The sequence below is a fragment of the Phenylobacterium sp. genome (assembly GCF_020402505.1).
GTDB lineage: Bacteria > Pseudomonadota > Alphaproteobacteria > Caulobacterales > Caulobacteraceae > Phenylobacterium.
The window spans coordinates 1-19,252 of sequence record NZ_JADBZL010000031.1; the positions used below are offsets into that span (position 1 = coordinate 1).

At 69.1% G+C, this 19,252-nt stretch carries 17 protein-coding genes; 12 read left to right on the plus strand and 5 right to left on the minus strand.

Annotation, left to right across the window (positions count from 1 at the left end; all coding sequences use genetic code 11):
- From IM632_RS02725 to IM632_RS02745, 5 genes are all read left to right on the plus strand, one after another.
- The coding region (locus IM632_RS02725) for an alpha/beta hydrolase (RefSeq protein ID WP_296551985.1) at window positions 1–544 on the plus strand (544 nt) is incomplete at its 5' end.
- Between the two features lie 30 nt (window positions 545–574).
- Complete coding sequence (locus IM632_RS02730) at window positions 575–1,333, plus strand: nitroreductase (RefSeq protein WP_296484173.1); 759 nt, start codon at window positions 575–577, stop codon at window positions 1,331–1,333.
- Between the two features lie 25 nt (window positions 1,334–1,358).
- Window positions 1,359–1,850 (plus strand): Dps family protein, encoded by a 492-nt coding sequence (locus tag IM632_RS02735; protein ID WP_293520293.1) that lies wholly within the window; start codon window positions 1,359–1,361, stop codon window positions 1,848–1,850.
- The gene (locus tag IM632_RS02740; RefSeq protein WP_296484175.1) at window positions 1,851–3,059 is read left to right on the plus strand and encodes an FAD-dependent monooxygenase; all 1,209 of its coding nucleotides are present in this window, start codon (window positions 1,851–1,853) and stop codon (window positions 3,057–3,059) included. It abuts the gene before it with no gap.
- Window positions 3,060–3,165: 106 nt separating this feature from the next.
- Window positions 3,166–4,263: a phosphatidylinositol-specific phospholipase C1-like protein gene (locus IM632_RS02745; RefSeq protein WP_296503472.1), complete on the plus strand. Its 1,098-nt coding sequence runs from the start codon at window positions 3,166–3,168 to the stop codon at window positions 4,261–4,263.
- Between the two features lie 6 nt (window positions 4,264–4,269).
- Here IM632_RS02745 and IM632_RS02750 read toward each other — a convergent pair whose 3' ends face one another.
- A complete protein-coding gene (locus tag IM632_RS02750; RefSeq protein ID WP_296551986.1) occupies window positions 4,270–5,658 on the minus strand; it encodes a carotenoid oxygenase family protein in 1,389 nt (462 codons plus the stop codon).
- Between the two features lie 99 nt (window positions 5,659–5,757).
- On the opposite strand from IM632_RS02750, the gene IM632_RS02755 reads away from it, so the two are divergent.
- From IM632_RS02755 to IM632_RS02770, 4 genes are all read left to right on the plus strand, one after another.
- Entirely contained in the window at window positions 5,758–6,351 is a 594-nt protein-coding gene (locus IM632_RS02755) for a TetR/AcrR family transcriptional regulator (RefSeq protein ID WP_296523220.1), read from the plus strand.
- A gap of 55 nt (window positions 6,352–6,406) precedes the next feature.
- Window positions 6,407–7,552 carry an epoxide hydrolase family protein gene (locus IM632_RS02760; protein WP_296551987.1) on the plus strand — a complete coding sequence of 382 codons (1,146 nt, stop codon included), beginning with the start codon at window positions 6,407–6,409 and terminating at the stop codon, window positions 7,550–7,552.
- Between the two features lie 8 nt (window positions 7,553–7,560).
- The gene (locus IM632_RS02765) at window positions 7,561–8,571 is read left to right on the plus strand and encodes a beta-eliminating lyase-related protein (RefSeq protein WP_296484749.1); all 1,011 of its coding nucleotides are present in this window, start codon (window positions 7,561–7,563) and stop codon (window positions 8,569–8,571) included.
- 256 nt (window positions 8,572–8,827) lie between these two features.
- On the plus strand, window positions 8,828–11,863 hold the full coding sequence (locus tag IM632_RS02770; protein ID WP_296484746.1) for a TonB-dependent receptor: 3,036 nt from the start codon (window positions 8,828–8,830) through the stop codon (window positions 11,861–11,863).
- 83 nt (window positions 11,864–11,946) lie between these two features.
- On the opposite strand, the gene IM632_RS02775 is transcribed toward IM632_RS02770, so the two are convergent.
- The 3 genes from IM632_RS02775 to IM632_RS02785 all read right to left on the minus strand — a co-directional run bounded on the left by IM632_RS02775 (window position 11,947) and on the right by IM632_RS02785 (window position 14,965).
- Window positions 11,947–12,921 carry a nitronate monooxygenase family protein gene (locus IM632_RS02775; RefSeq protein WP_293543270.1) on the minus strand — a complete coding sequence of 325 codons (975 nt, stop codon included), beginning with the start codon at window positions 12,919–12,921 and terminating at the stop codon, window positions 11,947–11,949.
- Window positions 12,922–13,007: 86 nt separating this feature from the next.
- A complete protein-coding gene (locus IM632_RS02780; RefSeq protein ID WP_296484743.1) occupies window positions 13,008–13,970 on the minus strand; it encodes an acetyl-CoA carboxylase carboxyltransferase subunit alpha in 963 nt (320 codons plus the stop codon).
- A gap of 53 nt (window positions 13,971–14,023) precedes the next feature.
- On the minus strand, window positions 14,024–14,965 hold the full coding sequence (locus tag IM632_RS02785; RefSeq protein ID WP_296484756.1) for a site-specific tyrosine recombinase XerD: 942 nt from the start codon (window positions 14,963–14,965) through the stop codon (window positions 14,024–14,026).
- An 83-nt stretch (window positions 14,966–15,048) separates the two neighbouring features.
- Between IM632_RS02785 and IM632_RS02790 the strand changes: the two genes are divergently transcribed.
- From IM632_RS02790 to IM632_RS02800, 3 genes are read left to right on the plus strand one after another with little or no spacing between them, the layout of a single operon-like run.
- Entirely contained in the window at window positions 15,049–15,597 is a 549-nt protein-coding gene (locus IM632_RS02790) for a shikimate kinase (RefSeq protein ID WP_296484740.1), read from the plus strand.
- A complete protein-coding gene (gene aroB, locus IM632_RS02795; RefSeq protein WP_296484738.1) occupies window positions 15,594–16,703 on the plus strand; it encodes a 3-dehydroquinate synthase in 1,110 nt (369 codons plus the stop codon). Before IM632_RS02790 ends, aroB begins: the two co-directional genes overlap by 4 nt.
- Window positions 16,703–17,989 carry an HlyC/CorC family transporter gene (locus tag IM632_RS02800; RefSeq protein WP_296484735.1) on the plus strand — a complete coding sequence of 429 codons (1,287 nt, stop codon included), beginning with the start codon at window positions 16,703–16,705 and terminating at the stop codon, window positions 17,987–17,989. Before aroB ends, IM632_RS02800 begins: the two co-directional genes overlap by 1 nt.
- A 9-nt stretch (window positions 17,990–17,998) precedes the next feature.
- Here IM632_RS02800 and IM632_RS02805 read toward each other — a convergent pair.
- Window positions 17,999–19,252: xanthine dehydrogenase family protein molybdopterin-binding subunit (locus IM632_RS02805; protein ID WP_296551989.1), on the minus strand; the 1,254-nt coding region annotated here is incomplete at its 5' end.

Genomic DNA, 19,252 nt, shown 5'->3' on the forward strand with positions numbered 1-19,252 from the left:
CGCGGTCTTCCTGGACCGCTACCGGGCCGCCCAGGAGGCGCGCAACCGGCGCATCACCGCCTGGGTGAAGGACCGGCTGGAGACCCTGCGGCGACGCGGACGGCCGAACGACGAGTTCGGCTTCGTCGTCCACGGCACCATGGCCGACCCGCGCTGGCTCGACCCCGCCGTCGACCCCAACGACCGGGCGCCGGGGGTCTGCTATCTGGGTGATCCCCAGGTGGTGAACATGAGCCCCATCGGCCTCGCCCGCTTCTCGACCCTGCGCAGCTGGCTCTCCCAGTGGAGCCTGGACGACGCCCGCGCCGACGGGCCGCGCTGCCTGTCCCGGGTGAAGTCGCCTGTCCTGGTGATCAACAACAGCGCCGACGACGCCTGCACACCCAGCCACGCCCGGCGGCTTTACGAGGCCGTCGCCCACGGGGACCGGCGCTTCCACGAGATCGCCGGCGCGACACACTACTACCAGGACCAGCCGGAACTCGGAGCCCAGGCCGTCGGTCTGGTGAAGACCTGGCTCGAAGACCACGGTTTCAGGATCTGACGGCCCGCGCGGCCGAGGGAAGAGGACGACATGCAGTTCGACGAGGTGATCAAGGGCCGGCGCAGCATCCGCGGCTTCAAGCCCGATCCCGTGCCCAAGGCGGTGATCCGCGAAGTGCTGGAGCTGGCCATGCGTGCGCCCTCCTCGCTGAACACCCAGCCCTGGAACTTCTACGTCATCGCCGGCCCCGTGCTGGACGCCATCCGCAAGGGTAATACCGAGCGCAACCTGGCCGGCGTGCCGGACTCCCGCGAGTTCCGCAGCCACGGCGCGTACGAGGGCGTCCACCGGGAGCGGCAGATCGAGATCGCCAAGCAGCTCTTCGCGGCCATGGACATCGCGCGCGAGGACAAGGAAAAGCGGCAGGACTGGGTGCTGCGCGGCTTTCGCCAGTTCGACGCCCCGGTCTCCATCGTCGTCACCTATGACCGCTCGATCCACGGCGGCGACATCGGCCCCTTCGACTGCGGGGCCGTGACCAACTGCCTGGTCAACGCCGCCTGGTCCCGGGGCCTGGGCTGCGTGATCAACAGCCAGGGCATCATGCAGTCCCCGGTGGTGCGCGAGCACGCCCGCATCCCCGACGACCAGGTGATCATGATCTGCATCGCCATGGGCTGGCCCGACGACAGCTTCCCCGCCAACGCCGTGGTCTCGAACCGCAAGCCGGTGGACGAAGCGGCGGTCTTCATCGGCTTCGAGGGGGAAATGAGCACGGCCCCAATAAGGCCGGAAGGAAGGCCCGACCCGTTTGACAGATCGCGCGTCGGGCCCCAACTCCAGACATGACGTTGCCGGAACCGGAGATACGCCCATGACCACCGTCGCTTCAGCCCCACCCATCGACATCGGCATACCCGAGGCCGAGCGTCACCGGATTGCGGAGGGCCTCTCGGCCCTGCTGGCGGACAGCTACACGCTGTACCTGATGACCCACAACTTCCACTGGAACGTGACGGGGCCGCAGTTCAACAGCCTGCACGCCATGTTCATGGGCCAGTACACCGAGCAGTGGAACGCCATCGACGTCATCGCCGAGCGCATCCGCGCCCTCGGCTTCCCGTCGCCGGGCACCTATGCCGAGTTCGCGCGGTTGACCTCGATCCGTGAGCCTGAGGGCGTGCCGGACGCCAACGAGATGGTCCGGCAACTGGTGGTCGCGCAGGAGGCCACGGCCCGCACGGCCCGCAACCTCTTCCCGGTGGTCAACGCCGCCCGGGACCAGCCCACGGCGGACATGCTGACCCAGCGCATCAATGTGCACGAAAAGACCGCCTGGATGCTGCGCAGCCTGCTGGAAGCCTAGGTGAGATCCAAGCCCGACGCCTCACTGACCGCCCTGGTTGTCGGCGGGGGCGTTGGTGGGCTGACCGCGGCCCTGGCCCTGGCCCGGAAGGGCCTGTCCGTGACGGTGGTCGAGCAGGCGCCGGCTCTGGGCGAGGTGGGCGCGGGGCTGCAGGTCTCGCCCAACGCCACGCGGGTCCTGTTCTCCCTGGGCCTGGAGGCGGAGCTGTCCGCCCTGGCCTTCCGCCCCGAGGCCGTCGAGGCCCGGGGCTGGCGCCGGGGGCAGGAGATCAGCCGGGCGCCGCTCGGCGAGACGGCGCGGCGAAGGTACGGCTTTCCCTACTTCCACATGCACCGGGCGGACCTCGTCTCCGTGCTGGAACAGGCCTGCAAGGCCGAGCCACAGATCACCCTTCGCCTGGGCGAGACGGTGGCCGCCTGCCCCGGGAACGGGACCCCGTCCCTGGTCCTGGCCTCGGGCGAGCGGATGGAGGCGGATGTGCTGGTCGGGGCGGACGGCCTGCGCAGCGTCGTGCGCGAGGCCCTGTTCGGTCCAGCCGCCCCTCGCTTCACCGGCAATGTCGCCTGGCGCGGCCTGATCCCCGCCGCCCGGCTGGAGGGCGCGGACATGCGTCCCGTCGCCGCCCTCTGGATGGGGCCCGGAGCACATTTCGTGCACTACTATGTCCGGGGCGGGACCCTGGTGAACTTCGTCGGCGTGGTCGAGGCGGACGACCGGCGCGAAGAGTCCTGGTCGAGCCGGGGCGAGGCTGCGGACCTGCGCCGGGACTTCGCCGGCTGGCACCCCACCGTGCGGCGGATCGTCGAGGCCGCGCCCGAGGACGCCTGCTTCCGCTGGGCCCTCTTCGACCGCGATCCCCTGCCCTGCTGGAGCCGGGGGGCGGCGACCCTTTTGGGCGACGCCTGCCACCCCACCCTGCCCTTCATGGCCCAGGGCGCCTGCATGGCCATCGAGGACGCCGCCGTTCTGGCCGCCTGCCTCGCCGGGAAGACCTGCGAGGACGTTCCGGAAGCCCTTCAGCACTATGAGGCCCTGCGCCGCCCCCGCACGGCGGGCATCCAGGCCGGCTCGCGCCGAAACGCCACGATCTACCACCTGCGCCCGCCCTTCAGCTGGGCCCGCAACCACGGCATGAAGGCCGGCCTGGGCATGGGCGCGGCCATGGACAGCCTCTACCGCTACGACGCCCTGTCGGCGGCGGGCGGCTAGCCGGGCGCAGGCGCCCCTGGATCCCTGGCGGCCCAAAGGCGGTTGAAGCAGCTTCAACCCGTCACACGCCTCTGTCAGTCTGACTGAAGGACAGAGGAGACGCCCCATGATCACCGCCCTGCTCGCCGCCGCCGCCGTCGCGGCGTCCGGATGCGACCTGGAACGACCCTCGGGGGCGCCGGGGTGCACGCGCCGGGCGGTCGACGCCCTGCCCATGACCGCCCTGCAGGTGATCGGCACCCACAACAGCTACAAGCAGGCCATCGCGCCGGCCGAGATGAAGCTGCTCAGGGCGGCGAGCCCGCGGACGGCGGACAGCCTGGACTACAGCCATCCGGCCCTGACCGCCCAGCTGGACGCCGGCGCCCGGCAGCTGGAGCTGGATCTCGTGCGCGACCCCGAGGGCGGCCGCTGGGCCCGGCCCCTCGGCCTGCGCATGGCCGGCGGCGGCGACTATGACGCGGGCCCCATGGCGGCGCCGGGCCTGAAGGTCATGCATGTGCCGGACATCGACTACCGAAGCGTCTGCGCCACCTTCCGGGCCTGCCTGGAGGAGGTGCGCGCCTGGTCCGACAGGAACCCGGACCACCTGCCCCTCCTGATCATGATGAACCTGAAGGATGGTCAGATCACCGTACCGGGCGCGACGCCTCTCCTGCCCTTCGACGGTGCGGGCATGGACGAGGTGGATGCGGGGATCCGCGAGGTCTTTGGCCCCGCCCGCCTGATCACCCCCGACCAGGTGCGCGGCGACGTCGCAACCCTCGCCGAAGCCGTGCGCCAGCGCGGCTGGCCCACACTCGCCGCCGCCCGGGGCAAGGTCCTTTTCGCGATCGACGAAGGCGCCGCCAAGGTCGCGCTCTACAGCCAGGGCCGACCGTCGCTCGAAGGCCGGGCGGCCTTCGTGAACACCGACCGGCTGGATGCGCCCTACGCCGCCTATGTGACCCTTAACGATCCGGCGAAGGATGCGCCGCGGATCGCAGAGGCGCTGGGGAGGGGGATGGTGGTTCGCACCCGGGCTGACGCCGATACGGTCGAGGCGCGGTCAGGAGACCGGAGTCGACGGGACGCCGCCTTCGCCTCGGGAGCGCAGTACATCTCGACCGACTACATGACGCCGGACCTGCGGCTGGGCGGCTATGTCGTCGTCCTGCCCGGCGGCGGGACGGCGCGACCTGCACCCGCGCCGGCCCCACGCTGATCCGGATCAGGCGCCGACCCAGTTCCCGTGGAAGCCGAAGGGCACCCTGCGGGGGACCTTCGCCACCGCGATGGGACCGCGGTCGACATCCGAAGCGTCGAGGACGACGAGGTCGGAGCGGTTCTCGGCGGCCCGCCAGACCACGGCGGTCAGCCAGCCCTCGCCCTCCGGGGCGGTTTCGGACCGTGGAACGAAGACCGGCTCTGAGACCTGGTCGCCGGGCTCGAAGGTGCAGGCCTTCCGAGCGCCGGTCTTCAGGTCGATGTGGGCGATGGCGTTCATCTTCACCGACTTCGCCCCCGTGGTGTCTGCGGCGTAATAGCCGTGCCGGTAGGCGAGGCCCGCAAACCGCTCGTCCAGCCGCGGGAACTCCGAATCGAGGTCGTCGATCGGCGTCTCCTTCACCTGGTCGGTGGCGCCCGTCAGGTCGAACTCCCAGCGGGTCAGGCGGGCGCCGCTGCGCGAGCCATGCCGGCCATCCGCGAGGGGGAAGAGAGGCGCGGCGTCGTAGAGGCAGACCTCGGCCACGATCTTTCCGTCCGCCTCATAGGCGTTCATCGGATGGAAGACATAGCCGGGCTGGGTGGTGAACCAGCGGATGCGCGAAGGATCGTCTCCCCGCTTCATCAGGCCGACATATGAGGGCTTGTCGGGCTCCCAGGCATAGCCCGGCAGACCCTTCATGGCGCGCTCCAGGCTGCCGGTCAGCGGCATGACGGGGAAGAGGACATAGTTCTCCGTCACCAGGAAGTCGTGGACCATGGCCGAATAGGGCGCCTCGAAGTCGGTGCGGCGGACGACCTTGCCGGAGGCGTCCGTCACGCCGTAGCTCATGGTGGTGGAGAAGGGCTGCGGACCGACGCCATAACCGAACCAGATCATCTCGCCGGTCTTCGGATCCAGCTTCGGATGGGCCGTCACCCGCCCGACATACTCGCTGGCGTAGCCGCGGGGCTCCAGGGTGTCGCGGTCGATCTCGAAGGGCATGTGCCCCTCCTCCAGAGCCAGCAGCCGGCCGGCGTGGAAGAGGATGTTGGTGTTGGCCACGCCGCTGTCCTGGCCCGCGGCCAGGGGATCGCTGAGCATGGGATTAAAGCCGCCGAAGAGGGCGCGGCCATGCTGGCGCTCCAACTCCCACTTCGGTGTGCGCACATACCGGTTCCGGTAGGCGACCTTGCCGCCGCCGATCCGGAAGGCGTGCACCATGCCGTCGCCGGTAAACCAGTGATAGTTCGGGTCGAGGGGCTGGAACTGCGGGTTCGGGCCGGTGCGATAGAGCACGCCTTCCAGCCCCGCCGGCAGGTCGCCGACCACCTCCAGGTCGAAGTCGTCCTCGGAACGGACCGGGGCGAAGTTACCGGTCAGGTAGGGATTGCTGCGGATCTTTTCGCTCATCGGGGTCGCGCCTCGGCCAGAATACGATGTAAAGAATTGAACCTTCCGGGGGCAGGACGCAAGGGCGTGGCTTCCGGTCGACCTGTCACGGAATGAAAAATGCCCCGAGTCCTTTCTGACGCCGACGTCGCCGGCTTCCGCGCCCGCCTCTGCCATGCGGCGGAGCAATTGTTCGCCGAGCATGGAATCGAAGCGGTGACGATGCGTCAGCTGGCCGTCGCCCTCGGCGTCAGCCCGATGACGCCCTACCGGTACTTCCGGGACAAGGACGAGATCATCGATGCGGTGCGGACGAGCGCCTTTAACCGCTTCGCCGACGCCCTGGAGGCGGCCTTCGATTCCCGGAGCGACCCGGTCGAGCGGTCCATCGCCGTCGGTGAAGCCTATCTCGACTTCGCCGTGAGCCATTCCCGAGCCTACGCCCTGATGTTTGATGTCATCGACCTGAAGTCGCCGCCTTCAGAGGGCCTGCTGGCGGCGGGTGATCGGGCCAAGACCTGCCAGTTCCGTCACGTCCAGGGCCTGATTGACGCGGGCGTGATCACCGGCGACGTGTCGGATTACGGGAATATCTTCTGGGCCATTGTCTACGGGTTCGCCGGCCTGCTTCTGCTGGGACAGATGACCCCGGACGAGGCCCGGCGTCTGCACCGGCTGGCCTGCCTGGGGACCATCGCCGCCGCCGGCCCTTGACCTCTTCGCCGGCAGGCGTTGGAGATGCGTGCGCCCCAGACGCCGGAGAGACGCCATGCCCACGCCCTTTGAAGTTCGCTGGACCGAAGCCGAGGTCGAGGCCGTCCTGGCCCAGGTTCGCGCCTATCCCTGGCCGGTCGCCCCCCAGGTGGAGGACGGCTGGGCCTACGGCTGCGACGAGACCTGGCTCAAGTCCCTCTGCAGCTACTGGGCGGACGGATTCGACTGGCGGGCGGCGGTCGCCAATCTGAACCGGTTCCCTCAGTTCACCGCAAAGGTCGGGGACTTCGACCTGCACTACCTGCATGTGGTCGGAGAAGCGGGCGGCAGGCGCCCCCTGCTCATCACCCATGGCTGGCCGGGTTCGCACTTCGAATTCTGGGGCGCCATCGAGAAGCTGGCCTTCCCCAGCCGGTTCGGCGGCGACCCGGCGGACGCTTTCGACCTGGTCATCCCCTCCCTCCCCGGCTTCGGCTTTTCGTCCAAGCCCAAACGCCCGATCGGCCAGAAGGCTACGGCGGCCCTGTTCAATCAGCTGATGACGGAGGTTCTGGGGTACCCGTCCTACCTCGCCCAGGGCGGCGACTGGGGCGGCCTCGTGACCTCATGGCTGGGCCACAACCATGGCGACAGCGTCCGCGCCATCCACCTGAACATGATCGGCTTCCGGCCCCACGGCGGGCCAACCTCCGAGGCCGAGATCGCCTGGATCACCCGCCAGGGCCAGATGATGGAGGTGATGGGCGCCTATTTCCGGCTCCAGGCCTCGAGGCCCCAGTCCCTCGCCTGGATGGCGGCCGGCAATCCCGTGGGCCAGGCGGCCTGGACCGCCGAACGCTTCCATGACTGGTCGGACCTGTCGGTGAAGTCCCTGGACCAGGCCTATTCCCGAGACCAGCTGCTGACCAACATCATGATCTACGTGATGACCGGCAGCTTCACGACCGGCGCCTGGTATTACCGCGGCCTGCTCGAGGAGGGCGGGGTCGCCTTCAAGCCGGGCGAGCGCTGCGAGACCCCGACCGCCTTCGCCAACTTCCCGGGCGAGCCCCTGTACTCCGCCCCTCCGCGCTCCTGGGCCGAGCGGGCCTACAACATCGTCCGGTGGACCGAGATGCCGCGTGGCGGCCACTTCGCGGCCATGGAGGAGCCCGACCTCTATGTCGAGGACGTCCGGGCCTGGGCGCGAGAGGCGGGCTGAGCCGGACCGTGGCGCGTTACGACTTCGCCTCGGACAATACGGCTCCGGCGGCGCCGGAAGCCATGGAGGCCCTGTTCCATGCGAACGCAGCGGGCTTCACGCCCGGCTACGGCGCCGATCCCGTCACGGCGGCGGCGGCGGACGCTGTGCGCGCCCTGCTGGACGCGGATGCGGAGGTGAGGTTCGTCGCCTCCGGGACGGCGGCCAACGCCATCTGTCTGGCCGCTCTGGCGAGGCCCTTTGAGTCCGTGCTTGCCCATCGCCACGCCCATGTGCTGACGGACGAGACCGGCGCCCCGGGCCTGTTCGGGCACGGCGTCGGCCTGACCGGGCTGGAAGGCGCCTCGGGCCGGATCGACCTCGCGGCGCTGGAGACCGCACTGACGGAGCCCGAGGTCTCGCACCGCCAGCCCCCCGCCGCCCTCTCCCTGACCCAGGCCACCGAGTACGGGGTCGTCTATCCGGGGGACGACCTTGCGGCGCTCTGCGCCCGGGCGAAGTCCGCCGGGCTCGGCGTGCACCTGGACGGGGCCCGGCTGGCCAACGCGGCGGCGGCCGGGTTCGACCTCCGCCGGATCGGTCCGATGGGCGTGGACCTGCTGGTTCTGGGGGGCGCCAAGTCCGGCATGCCCCCCTGCGAGGCCATCGTGATCTTCGACCACGCCCTGGCCAGGCGGTTCGACGCCCGCCTCAAGCAGTCGGGGCAGCTGGCGTCCAAGGGCCGGTTCCTGGCGGCGCCCTTCCTGGGGATGCTAGCCAACGGCGCCTGGACGCGCCACGCGGCCCACGCCAACGCCATGGCGGCGCGCCTGGCCGCCGCCTGCCCCTTCCCCCTCGCCCACCCGGTGGAGGCCAACGGGGTCTTCGTGCACATGGACGAGGCCCGGCTGGAGGCCCTGAGGGCCGACGGCTGGTTCGTCTACCGGTTCCTCGACGGGACCGTGCGCTTCATGTGCTCCTGGGCGACCACGACCGAGGCGGTGGATGAGATCGCGGCCGCACTCCGCCGCATCGCCTGAGCTCCGATGGCCGGGATTGTTGGCCGCCAACTGTCGCCAAAAAGACACAATTCGGTTCGCAGTGCCGGGCAGAAGACCCTTCTGTTTGATCGCCGATGATAGGTGCCCTACTTCGACGGCAGGGCGAAGTGGTGGGCGTCCGCGCTTGCGTCGGGTCATTGACGCGCGCGGAGACCCTTCCGGTTCGACACAACTGAGACAGGCTGGGGGCCTAACAATGAATCATTTCCGTATTGGCGCGCTTCGGGCGGGCCTGATGGCGTCGGTCGCGTTCTGCGGGGTCGCTTTCGCGTCTTCGGCGTCTGCGCAAACGACTCCGACCGAGGTCGGAGAACTTGTGGTCACGGGCTCGCGGATCCAGCGGCCGAACCTGGAGGCGGCTCAGCCCCTGCTGGTGATCTCCTCCGAGCGGATCGAGGCCAAGGGCTACACCAACCTCGCCGAGGCCATCAATGACTCTCCGTCTTCCGGTGTCCCGATCAACCCGATCGGCGACCAGGGCAGCTTCGGCACCGGCCGGAACTATGTGAACCTGCTGAATCTCGGCACCAACCGGACCCTGACCCTGGTGAACGGCCGCCGTTTCGTGGGCTCCAACGCGGCCTCTCTGTTCACCGGCGCAGCCGCTGGCGGGCAGGTGGACCTGAACGGTATTCCCACGGGCCTGGTGGACCGGACGGAGCGGGTGTTCGGCACCGGGGGCGCGGTCTATGGCTCGGACGCCATCGGCGGCGTGGTCAACATCATCACCCGGACCCGCTATGAGGGATTTGAGGTCAACGGTCAGTTCGGGATGTCCGAATACGGCGACGCCGAGGAATACCGCGCCCGGGTCATCGGCGGGATGAACTTCCTTGATGACCGCCTCAACCTCATGGGCAGCTACGAGTACAACAAGACCGAAGCCCTCGCCTTCACGGACCGATCGGTCACCAACCGGCAGATCGCCTTCGCCAACAACCCGCTGAACACCGGGCCTGCCGACCTGATCGCGGGCTCCATCCTGATCCGGAACCGGCGGATACCCGAAATGACCGCTGGCGGCCTGCCTGCCCGGACCGGGGGGACGGCCCTTTCCGGCATATTAACGATCGCCGATCCCAACAGCCCCGGCGGGCGCATCACCGCCCAGTTCGATCGCGCAGGCAACCTTGTCCCCTTCCAGACGGGAACCTTCTATCAGACGTCCATCGCCTCGGGCGGCGACGGGCTGAACCTGGCGAAGCTGAGTTCGCTCCGCTCGCCCCTCGACCGGCACGTGGCCAGTGGTTTCGCCACATTCGAAGTGACGCCCAAGGTCCGCCTGAAGGCCGAAGTCTTCTTCTCTCGGGTCGAGGCTGAGGAACCCTTCAACCAGCCCATTTACAACGCTTCGGTTTTCGGCGGGAATTCCGCCGCTCTGCGGATGTCCACCTCAAACCCGTTCCTGTCGGCGCAGGCGAAAGCCGCCATCCTGGCTCAACCCACCGCCCTGCCTGCGGATACAGCCTCTCCCGGCGACAGGATTTTCTTCCTTAACCGGGCGTCCTCCGACATCGGGAACAACAAGACGAGTGCAGAGGGCGATCTCTATCGCGGCGTCCTTGCGGCAGAGGGCGACCTGGAGCTTTTCGGACGCGACTTCAACTGGGATGTCTCTGTCAACCGCGGCCAGGGGAAGGGGTCATTTTCCTCGCCCAACATCGTGCAAGCCAGGTTCCTGCTGGCCATCGACGCGGTCCGGGACTCCACCGGCGCCATCGTCTGCCGTGACGCCGCCGCCCGGGCGGCGGGCTGCGCGCCCCTCAACCTCTTCGGAGAGGGTGCGCCCTCCAAGGCGGCCCTGGATTATGTGGGCGTCCAGTTCCGCAGCGACTATCAGATTGACCAGACAGTCTATCAGGCCAACTTCGGCGGCAGCCTGGCGGACCTGCCCGCCGGCGCCCTCGGCTTCAATGTTGGCTACGAGTTCCGCAAGGAAGAGTCCGACTTCCAACCCAACCAGCCTCAGCGGGACGGTGTCGGCAGGTCAGCAGCAATCGCAGCCCTGTCCGGATCCTTCGACACCACCGAGTACTATGGCGAACTCTCGGTCCCCGTTTTCGGGGGCGACTTCTCCTTCATCGGCCTTCAGGGGCTCGAAGTGGAAGGGGCCTATCGCTACATCGACAATTCCCTGGCGGGTGACGACACCTCCTGGAGCTATGGCCTGCGGTGGAAGCCCATCGACGACCTGACGATCCGCGGCACCCAGAGCCGGTCCTTCCGGGCCCCGGCGATCACCGAGGTCTATCTGCCCAGGTCGACCTCCTTTACGACGGCGACGGACCCCTGCGACTCCCGGAACATCAATTCCGGACCGAACCCGACGGCGCGGAAGGCGAACTGCGCCGCCGCCTTCACGGCCCTTGGCCTGCCGGCCACCTACTCCCTGGTCTCAAATATCCAGAGCTTCACAGTCGAGGGCGCCACCTCGGGCAACCCGGACCTGGAGAACGAGATCGCCGAGCAGTGGACCCTGGGCTTCGTCTACCAGCCCAGCTTCATCCCGAAGCTCGCCCTGACCTTCGACTTCGTCAACGTCAAGCTGACCAAGGCGATCGTCAACTTCAACCTGACCTCGATCCTCAGCACCTGCTACGATTCCAACGCCTATCCGTCGACGGTCTGCAACCGCTTCCAGCGCGGCAATGCGGCGTCGGGCGCCCAGGCGGGACAGATCCTGGGGCGTAACCCGGCGGCGGGTGTCGATGGTCCGCAGTCGGGCTTCGTGAACGCCGGCTTCACCAACTTCCAGGGCTTTACGGTTGGTCTCGACTGGAACCTGGAGCTGGCCACGATCCGCGGCTTTGACCGCTTCGGCGGCGGCGATCCCGGGACGCTGGACTTCAACCTCGACCTGTTCTCGGTGCGCCAGCAGGAGACCTCGGTCAACGGCTTCGGCACCGACCTGAACCGGGACGTGGGCGAGATCGGCAACGCCGAGTGGCAGTGGAAGCTGGAGTCGGCCTACACGCGAGGGCCGTTCTCGGCGATCTGGACCTTCAACTACATCGGGGAGTCGAAGTTCAACAACGACTTCACGATCGAGACCCGGACGCCCCTGACGGTGGACGCCTACATGCGCCACGACCTGGTCTTCTCCTATGACTTCGCCGAGATGATCGGCTCGCCTATGGGCCTGAAGAACATGCGCGCGCGCCTGGCCATCGAGAACCTGACGGACCAGCCGCCGCCCTTCGGCACGACCGGCCTTGGCGTCTATGACGTGCTGGGTCGCTACTACAAGCTGGGGGTGACGGCGCGTTTCTGACGCCATCAGGACCCGGACACCCTCGCCCCGGCCGCCCTGCGGCCGGGGCTTTTTCCTGGGACCTTCGGGCGGGACGCCGGGGCTCAGACCACGAAGCGGGCGAGGCGGCCCTTGATGATGGCCTCGGCCTCGGTGACGATGCGCGAGATCAGCTCGGCGCAGGACGGGATGTCGTGGATCAGGCCCTGGACCTGGCCCGCCGACCAGATGCCGTGATCAGGATCGCCCGTCTCGTAGACCACCCGGCCGCGGGTGCCGGCCACGAGTTCACGCACGTCCTCGAACTTGGCGCCCGAGCGTTCAAGCTCCACCACCTGGCGGCTGATGTCGTTGCGCGCGACCCGCGAGGTGTTGTGCATGGTGCGGAAGATGAGGTCCGTGGCGCGCTCGTCGTTCTCGACGATCTGGCGCTTCACATTCTCGTGGATCGGGCTTTCCTTGGTGCACATGAAGCGGGTGCCCATGTTGATGCCCTCGGCGCCCAGGGCCAGGGCCGCGACCAGACCGCGGGCGTCGCCGAAGCCGCCGGAGGCGATCATCGGGATCTTCACCTTGTCGGCGGCGGCGGGAATGAGGATCAGGCCGGGGACGTCATCCTCGCCGGGGTGGCCGGCGCACTCGAAGCCGTCGATGGAGATGGCGTCGACCCCCATCCGCTCGGCGGACAGGGCGTGGCGGACGCTGGTGCACTTATGGACGACGATCACCCCGTGGGCCTTGAAGTCGTCCACATGCTCCTGGGGCTTGTTGCCCGCAGTCTCGACAATCTTCACGCCGCTCTCGATGATGGCCTTGCGGTACTCGGCGTAGGGCGGCGGATTGATGGCCGGCAGGATGGTCAGGTTCACGCCGAAGGGCTTGTCGGTCAGCTTGCGGCAGCGCTCGATCTCGGCGCGCAGGGCGTCCGGCGTCGGCTGGGTCAGGGCGGTGATGAAGCCCAGGCCGCCGGCGTTGGCCACCGCGGCGACCAGCTCGGCCCGGCCGACCCACTGCATGCCGCCCTGCACAACGGGGTGCTCCACACCGACAAGCTCGGTGAAACGCGTCTTGATCGCCATGATGTCCTCCCCTTGGCGTTTGGGCCTTCGCCCCTTGGGAGAACACTGAAGCGCCGGACCCTGGGTCAGGCAAGCGGCAATTGGACCTACTTCAGGCCGCTCCGGCCGATGGCGTAGAAGCGCTCGGACCTCTGCTTCAGCAGCTTTTCAACGCTCTTGCCCTCGAGGGAGTCGAGTTCCTTCTCCAGGGCGTCGCCGACGATGCGCAGGGCCGCCGCCGGGTCGGCGTGGGCGCCGCCCGGCGGTTCGGGGATGATCCGGTCGACGATCTTCATCTTCAGGAGGTCGGCGGCGGTGATCTTCATCGCCTTTGCGGCTTCTTCGGCCGTACGCGACCCGCGCCACAGAATGGAGTTAGCCCCCTCGGGCGGAATGACCGAGTAGATGGCGTGCTCGAGGATCAACACCCGGTTGCCGCAGGCGATGCCCAGGGCGCCGCCCGAACCACCCTCGCCGGTGACGATGGCGACCATGGGGACCCTCAGCATGAGGCACTTCTCGGTAGAGCGGGCGATGGCCTCGGCGACGCCGCGCTCCTCGGAGCCGACGCCGGGATAGGCGGCCGGGGTGTCGACAAAGCTGATGACGGGCAGGTTGAAGCGCTCGGCCAGCTCCATCAGGCGGACGGCCTTGCGGTAGCCCTCGGGCCGGGCGTAGCCGAAATTGTGCTTGACCCGGGTGACGGTGTCGCGGCCCTTCTCATGGCCCATGACCAGGACGGGCCGGCCGCGGAAGCGGCCGATGCCGCCCATGATGGCCTGGTCGTCGGCGAACTTGCGGTCGCCCTTCAGCTCCACGAACTCGTCGATCAGGCCGGCGCAGTAGTCGACAAAGTGGGGCCGCTCGGGATGGCGGGCGACCTGGGTCTTCTGCCAGGCGTCGAGGTTGGCGTAGGCGTCCTTGCGCATCTGCCGGGCCCGATCGCGCAGGGCGTCGATCTCGCGGGTGAGGTCATCGGTGCCGGCGGTCTCGGCCAGGCGCGACAGCTCGTCGATCTTGGCCTCGAGGTCGGCGATGGGGCGCTCGAACTCGAGATAGTGAACGGCCATGAGGCGGGAATCCCGTCCTGTTTCGCTGGGGGGAACCTAGTGGGTGGGCCGGTTCAGGAAAAGCCGGATTCGCGCCGGGGCTTCCGCGACGCCGACAGGGGATGGGCGGTGGCGACCACTTCGGCCAGCCGCTCGCCGGCCACGTGGGTGTAGATCTGGGTGGTGGCGATGTCGGCGTGGCCCAGCAGGGTCTGCACCACCCGCAGGTCCGCCCCGCCCTCCAGCAGGTGAGTGGCGAAGGCGTGCCGCAGGACGTGGGGGGAGACCCGCGCCGGGTCGATCCCGGCCTCGATCGCCGCCTCGGACAGGAGCTGGGCGAAGCGCCTTGGCGTCAGCCGCCCGCCCTTCCCGCCCGAGGGAAAGAGCCAGGGATTGGCGGCGTCGCCCTTGGGCAGGGTCGAGGACCTCACCTCCAGCCAGGCCCGCACGGCGGCCCTTGCGGCGTCATTGAGCGGAGCGAGCCGCTCCTTGCCGCCCTTGCCCCGGATCATGAGGAAGTCCGGGCCGCGGGCCACCTGGGCGAGGGTCAGGCCGGTCAGCTCGGAGACGCGCAGCCCCCCGGCATAGGCCAGCTCGATCATGCAGGCCAGGCGCAGACCCCGCACAGCGTCCCGAGTGGTCGCGGCGGCGATGAGGGCGGCAGCCTCCTGGCGGCTCAGCACCCGGGGCAGGGGCCGGCCCCGCCGGGGCGCCTCCACCCGCCGGGAGGGATCATCGGCTCGCCAGCCCTCCCCCAGGACGAAGCGGTAGAACTGGCGAAGCGCCGCCCGCCGCCGCGAGGCTGTGGCGGACGAAAGGCCGCGCCGGCCCAGGTCGGCGAAGTAGGCCTCGACATCCTCGGCTGAAGCGCTGGCGAGGGAGAGGCCGCGTCCGGCGAGGAATTCCGCGGCGTCGGCAAGGTCGCGTTCGTAGGCGCGCAGGGTATTGGCCGCAGCCGCCCGCTCGACGGACATCATCTCCAGGAAAGCCTCGGCCCAGCCCTCGCCGCTCATGATCCCCGCCCCGGCGCCTGCACGCCTGCCCAAATCAGGGTGATCCTAGCGCCTGCGGAGCGGCTGGTGTAGAAGATGACTCCCCCATGGACCCTTCAGACCCATTGCGCGCCCGGACCATCACCCTCGTGGGGCTGATGGGCTCGGGCAAGTCCAGCGTCGGCAAGCGCCTCGCCCAGGCCCTCGACCTGCCCTTCCGCGACGCCGACGAGGAGGTCGAGAAGGCCGCCGGGCGGTCCATCCCCGAGATCTTCGAACACCTCGGCGAGCCGGCCTTCCGGGACGGGGAGCGGCGGGTCATCGCCCGCCTCCTGGAGGGACCGCCCATCGTTCTGGCCACCGGCGGCGGCGCCTTCATGAACGCGGAGACCCGCGACCTGATCAAGGCCCGCTCGGTCTCTGTCTGGCTGAAGACCGATCTGCCCATCCTGGCGCGCCGGGTGGCCCGCAAGGACAACCGGCCCCTGCTGACCGGCAAGGACCCGATGACGGTGCTGCAGGAACAGGCTGAGGTCCGCTATCCCGCCTATGGCCGGGCCGACATCACGGTGGAGACCGGCGACTCTCCGCACCAGGTGACGGTTGACCAGGTGGTCCGCGCCCTTACCGACTGGCAGGCCCGCGCCTCGGCATGATCCGCACCGTACATGTGGACCTGGGCGAGCGCGCCTATGATGTCCTGATCGGTCCGGGCCTGCTGGACGCGGCCGGCGCGCGCCTGCGCCCCCTCGTCCGTCGCGACCGGGTCGCCGTGGTCTCGGACGAGACCGTCTGGGGCCTGCACGGGCCGCGGCTGACCCGGGCCCTCGAAGCGGCCAGCCTGGCCGTCCATCCCGTCGTCCTGCCCCCCGGCGAACAGACCAAGAGCTTTGCGGGCCTGGAGACCCTGTGCGACTCGCTCCTTGCCCTGGAACTGGACCGGGGCGACCTGATTGTCGCTTTCGGCGGCGGGGTGATCGGCGATCTCGCCGGCTTCGCCGCCGCCATCTACAAGCGCGGCGCCGACTTCGTGCAGATCCCCACCACCCTGCTGGCCCAGGTGGACTCCTCGGTGGGCGGCAAGACGGCCATCGACACCCCGCGGGGCAAGAACCTGGTCGGCGCCTTCCACCAGCCCCGGCTCGTCCTGGCGGACCTGGATGTGCTCTCCACCCTGCCCGACCGCGAGATGCGCGCGGGCTACGCAGAAGTGCTGAAATACGGCCTGCTGGGCGATGCCGCCTTTTTCGCCTGGCTGGAGGCCCACGGCCGCGCCGTCCTGGCGAGGGAGCCGGGCGCCCTCGCCCGCGCCGTGGAGCGCTCGGTGGAGATGAAGGCGGAGATCGTCATCGCCGACGAGCGCGAGGCCGGGCGCAGGGCCCTGCTGAACCTCGGCCACACCTTCGCCCACGCTCTCGAGGCCGAGACGGGCTATGGCGAGGCCCTGCTGCATGGCGAAGCCGTGGGCCTCGGCTCGGCCATGGCCTTCCGCTACTCCGCCGCTGCGGGGCTTTGCGACGCGCAGGACGCCGCGCGGGCGGTGGAAGCCGTCGCCGCCGCAGGACTGCCCGCCCGGCTCTCCGACCTCGGCGACCGCCGGTTCGCAGCCGATGACCTCCTGCGCCACATGGCCCAGGACAAGAAGGCCGAAGGCGGGCGCCTGACCTTCATCCTGGCCCGGCGGGCCGGCGAGGCCTTCGTGGCCCGCGATGTGAACCCCGCCGAGATGCGGGACTTTCTGATCTCTGAGGGAGCCGTCTGATGTGGGGCGTCATCCTGGCCCTGACCCCGGTGATTTTCGGCCTTCTGGCCATCTCCGCCCTCTTCTCGGCGGCCGAGACGGCGCTGACCGGCGCCAGCCGCACCCGGATGCACCAGCTGGAGCGCGAGGGCGACCGGGCCGCCGGCCGGGTGAACCGCCTGATCTCCGACCAGGAGACGATGATCGGGGCGGTCCTGCTGGGCAACAACCTGATCAACATCCTCGCCTCGGCGGTGACCACCGAGTTCGTGACCCGGGCCATACCGGGCGCCCTGGGCGTGGCCGTGGCCACGGCGATCATGACCGTCCTGGTCCTGGTCTTCGCCGAGGTCCTGCCCAAGACCCTGGCCATCCTGCGCTCTGACGACGTCGCCCGCTTCCTGTCGGCGCCAACCCTGATCGTGGTGAAGGTCTTCGGCCCCATGATCTGGGCCATCCAGTGGATCGTCCGGCGCACCCTCGGCCTGTTCGGCGTCAAGCTCGGCATGGAGATGGACGTCCTGGCGGCGCACGAGGAGATCCGCGGCGCGGTCGAGTACCACCACTCCGAGGGCCTGGTGGAAGCCCGCGACCGGCGGATGCTGGGCGGGGTGCTGGACCTGTCCGAGATGGACGTCAGCCAGGTGATGGTGCACCGCATGTCCATCGCCATGGTGGACGCCAACCTGCCGATCCGGGAGGTGGTGGCCCAGGTGCTGAAGAGCGACCACACTCGGATCCCGCTCTACCGGGACAATCCCGAGAACATCGTCGGCGTCCTGCACGCCAAGGACCTCCTGCTGGCGATTTCCGAGGCGGACGGGGACATGTCCAGCGTCGTCCTGGACAAGATCCGCCGGGAGCCCTGGTTCATTCCGGACACCACCAATCTGAAGGACCAGCTGAACGCCTTCCTCAAGCAGAGGAACCACTTCGCCCTGGTGGTGGACGAGTACGGCGCCCTCCAGGGCCTCGTCACGCTGGAAGACATCCTCGAGGAGATCGTCGGCGAGATCGAGGATGAGTACGACAACGCCGTCGAGGGCCTTCGCCGCCAGCCGGACGGTTCGGTCTCGGTCGCCGGCTCCGTGGCGGTGCGCGACCTGAACCGCGCCATGGACTGGAGCCTGCCGGACGAGCCGGCCGTGACCGTCGCCGGACTGGTCATCCACGAGGCCCAGACCATTCCGAAGATCGGCCAGGCCTTCATCTTCCATGGCCACCGCTTCCAGGTGGTCAAGCGGGTGCGCAACCGCATCACCGCCCTGAAGATCTCGGCGCCCCTGGAGTCCGTCGAAACGGTCTGAGCGCCCGGCTCAGAGGCCCTTGGCCTCCAGGGCCGCGAGCACCTTGTCCGGGGTCAGGGGATAGTCCCTCAGCCGCACGCCGCAGGCGTTGTAGACCGCGTTGGCGATAGCCGCGCCGGCCCCGCAGATGCCGAGCTCCCCAACGCCCTTGATGCCCATCGGATTGGCCTTGTCGTCGGCCTCGTCAAGGAGGACGGCGTCGAGGTTGACGATGTCGGCATGGACGGGCGCCAGGTAGCCGCCGAGATCCTGGTGCAGGAAGGAGCCGTCGCGGGGATCGACGACATTGGCCTCCGTCAGGGCCGCGCCGACCCCCCAGATCATGCCGCCTGTGATCTGGCTCTTGGCCAGCTTGGCGTTGAGGATCCGGCCCGCTGCAAAGACGCCGAACATCCGGCGCAGGCGCACCTCGCCGGTGACGGAATCGACCCCCACTTCGGCGAACTGGGCCCCGTAGGTGTGCTGGGACCAGTCGCGGGCGTCGGCGGCGGGAGAGATCCCCCCCTCGACATAGACGCCCTCCGGCCCCGCCCGCGAGGCCAGGGCCGCCAGACTGTCGCTGCGGTTGCCCAGGACGATGTTGCCGTTGGCGAAGTCCATCAGTGTGGGATCCTCGCCGTAGAGGGGCGAGCGCGGGTCGCCGGCGGCCAATTCGGACAGGCGCCGGCGCATGACCATGCCGGTCTCGAAGGCGGCGGACCCCGCCGTCGCGGCCCCAAACTGCCCGCCGGAGCCGGGTGCGGGCGGCATGTCGGAGTCCCCCAGCTCGACCCGAACCTGGTCGAGGGGCAGGCCCAGGGTCTCGCCCGTGATCTGCGCCAGTATGGTGTAGGTGCCCGTCCCGATGTCGGTCATGCCCTGGGTCAGGGTGGCCAGGCCGTCGCCGGTGAGGCGCAGGCCCGCCTTCGCCGGCAGGAGGAAATTGCCGCGGATCGCGGTGGCCATGCCCATGCCCACATACCAGCGGCCGTCACGAACGGCGCCGGGGGTGGGGTTGCGGCGCGACCAGCCGAACTGCTGGGCGCCTTCCTGCATGCAGCGGACCAGCTGGCGAACGGAGAAGGGCTTGGCGTTGTCCGGGTCCACCTCAGGCTCATTGCGGATCCGCAGCTCGATGGGATCGAGGCCCAGCTTTTCCGCCAGCTCGTCCATGGCGCATTCGAGGGACAGCATGCCCGGCGCCTCGCCGGGCGCCCGCATGGCGCCGGCGTGCGGGATGTCGAGCAGCACCAGGCGATGGCCGGTCAGGCGATGGGGTGCGGC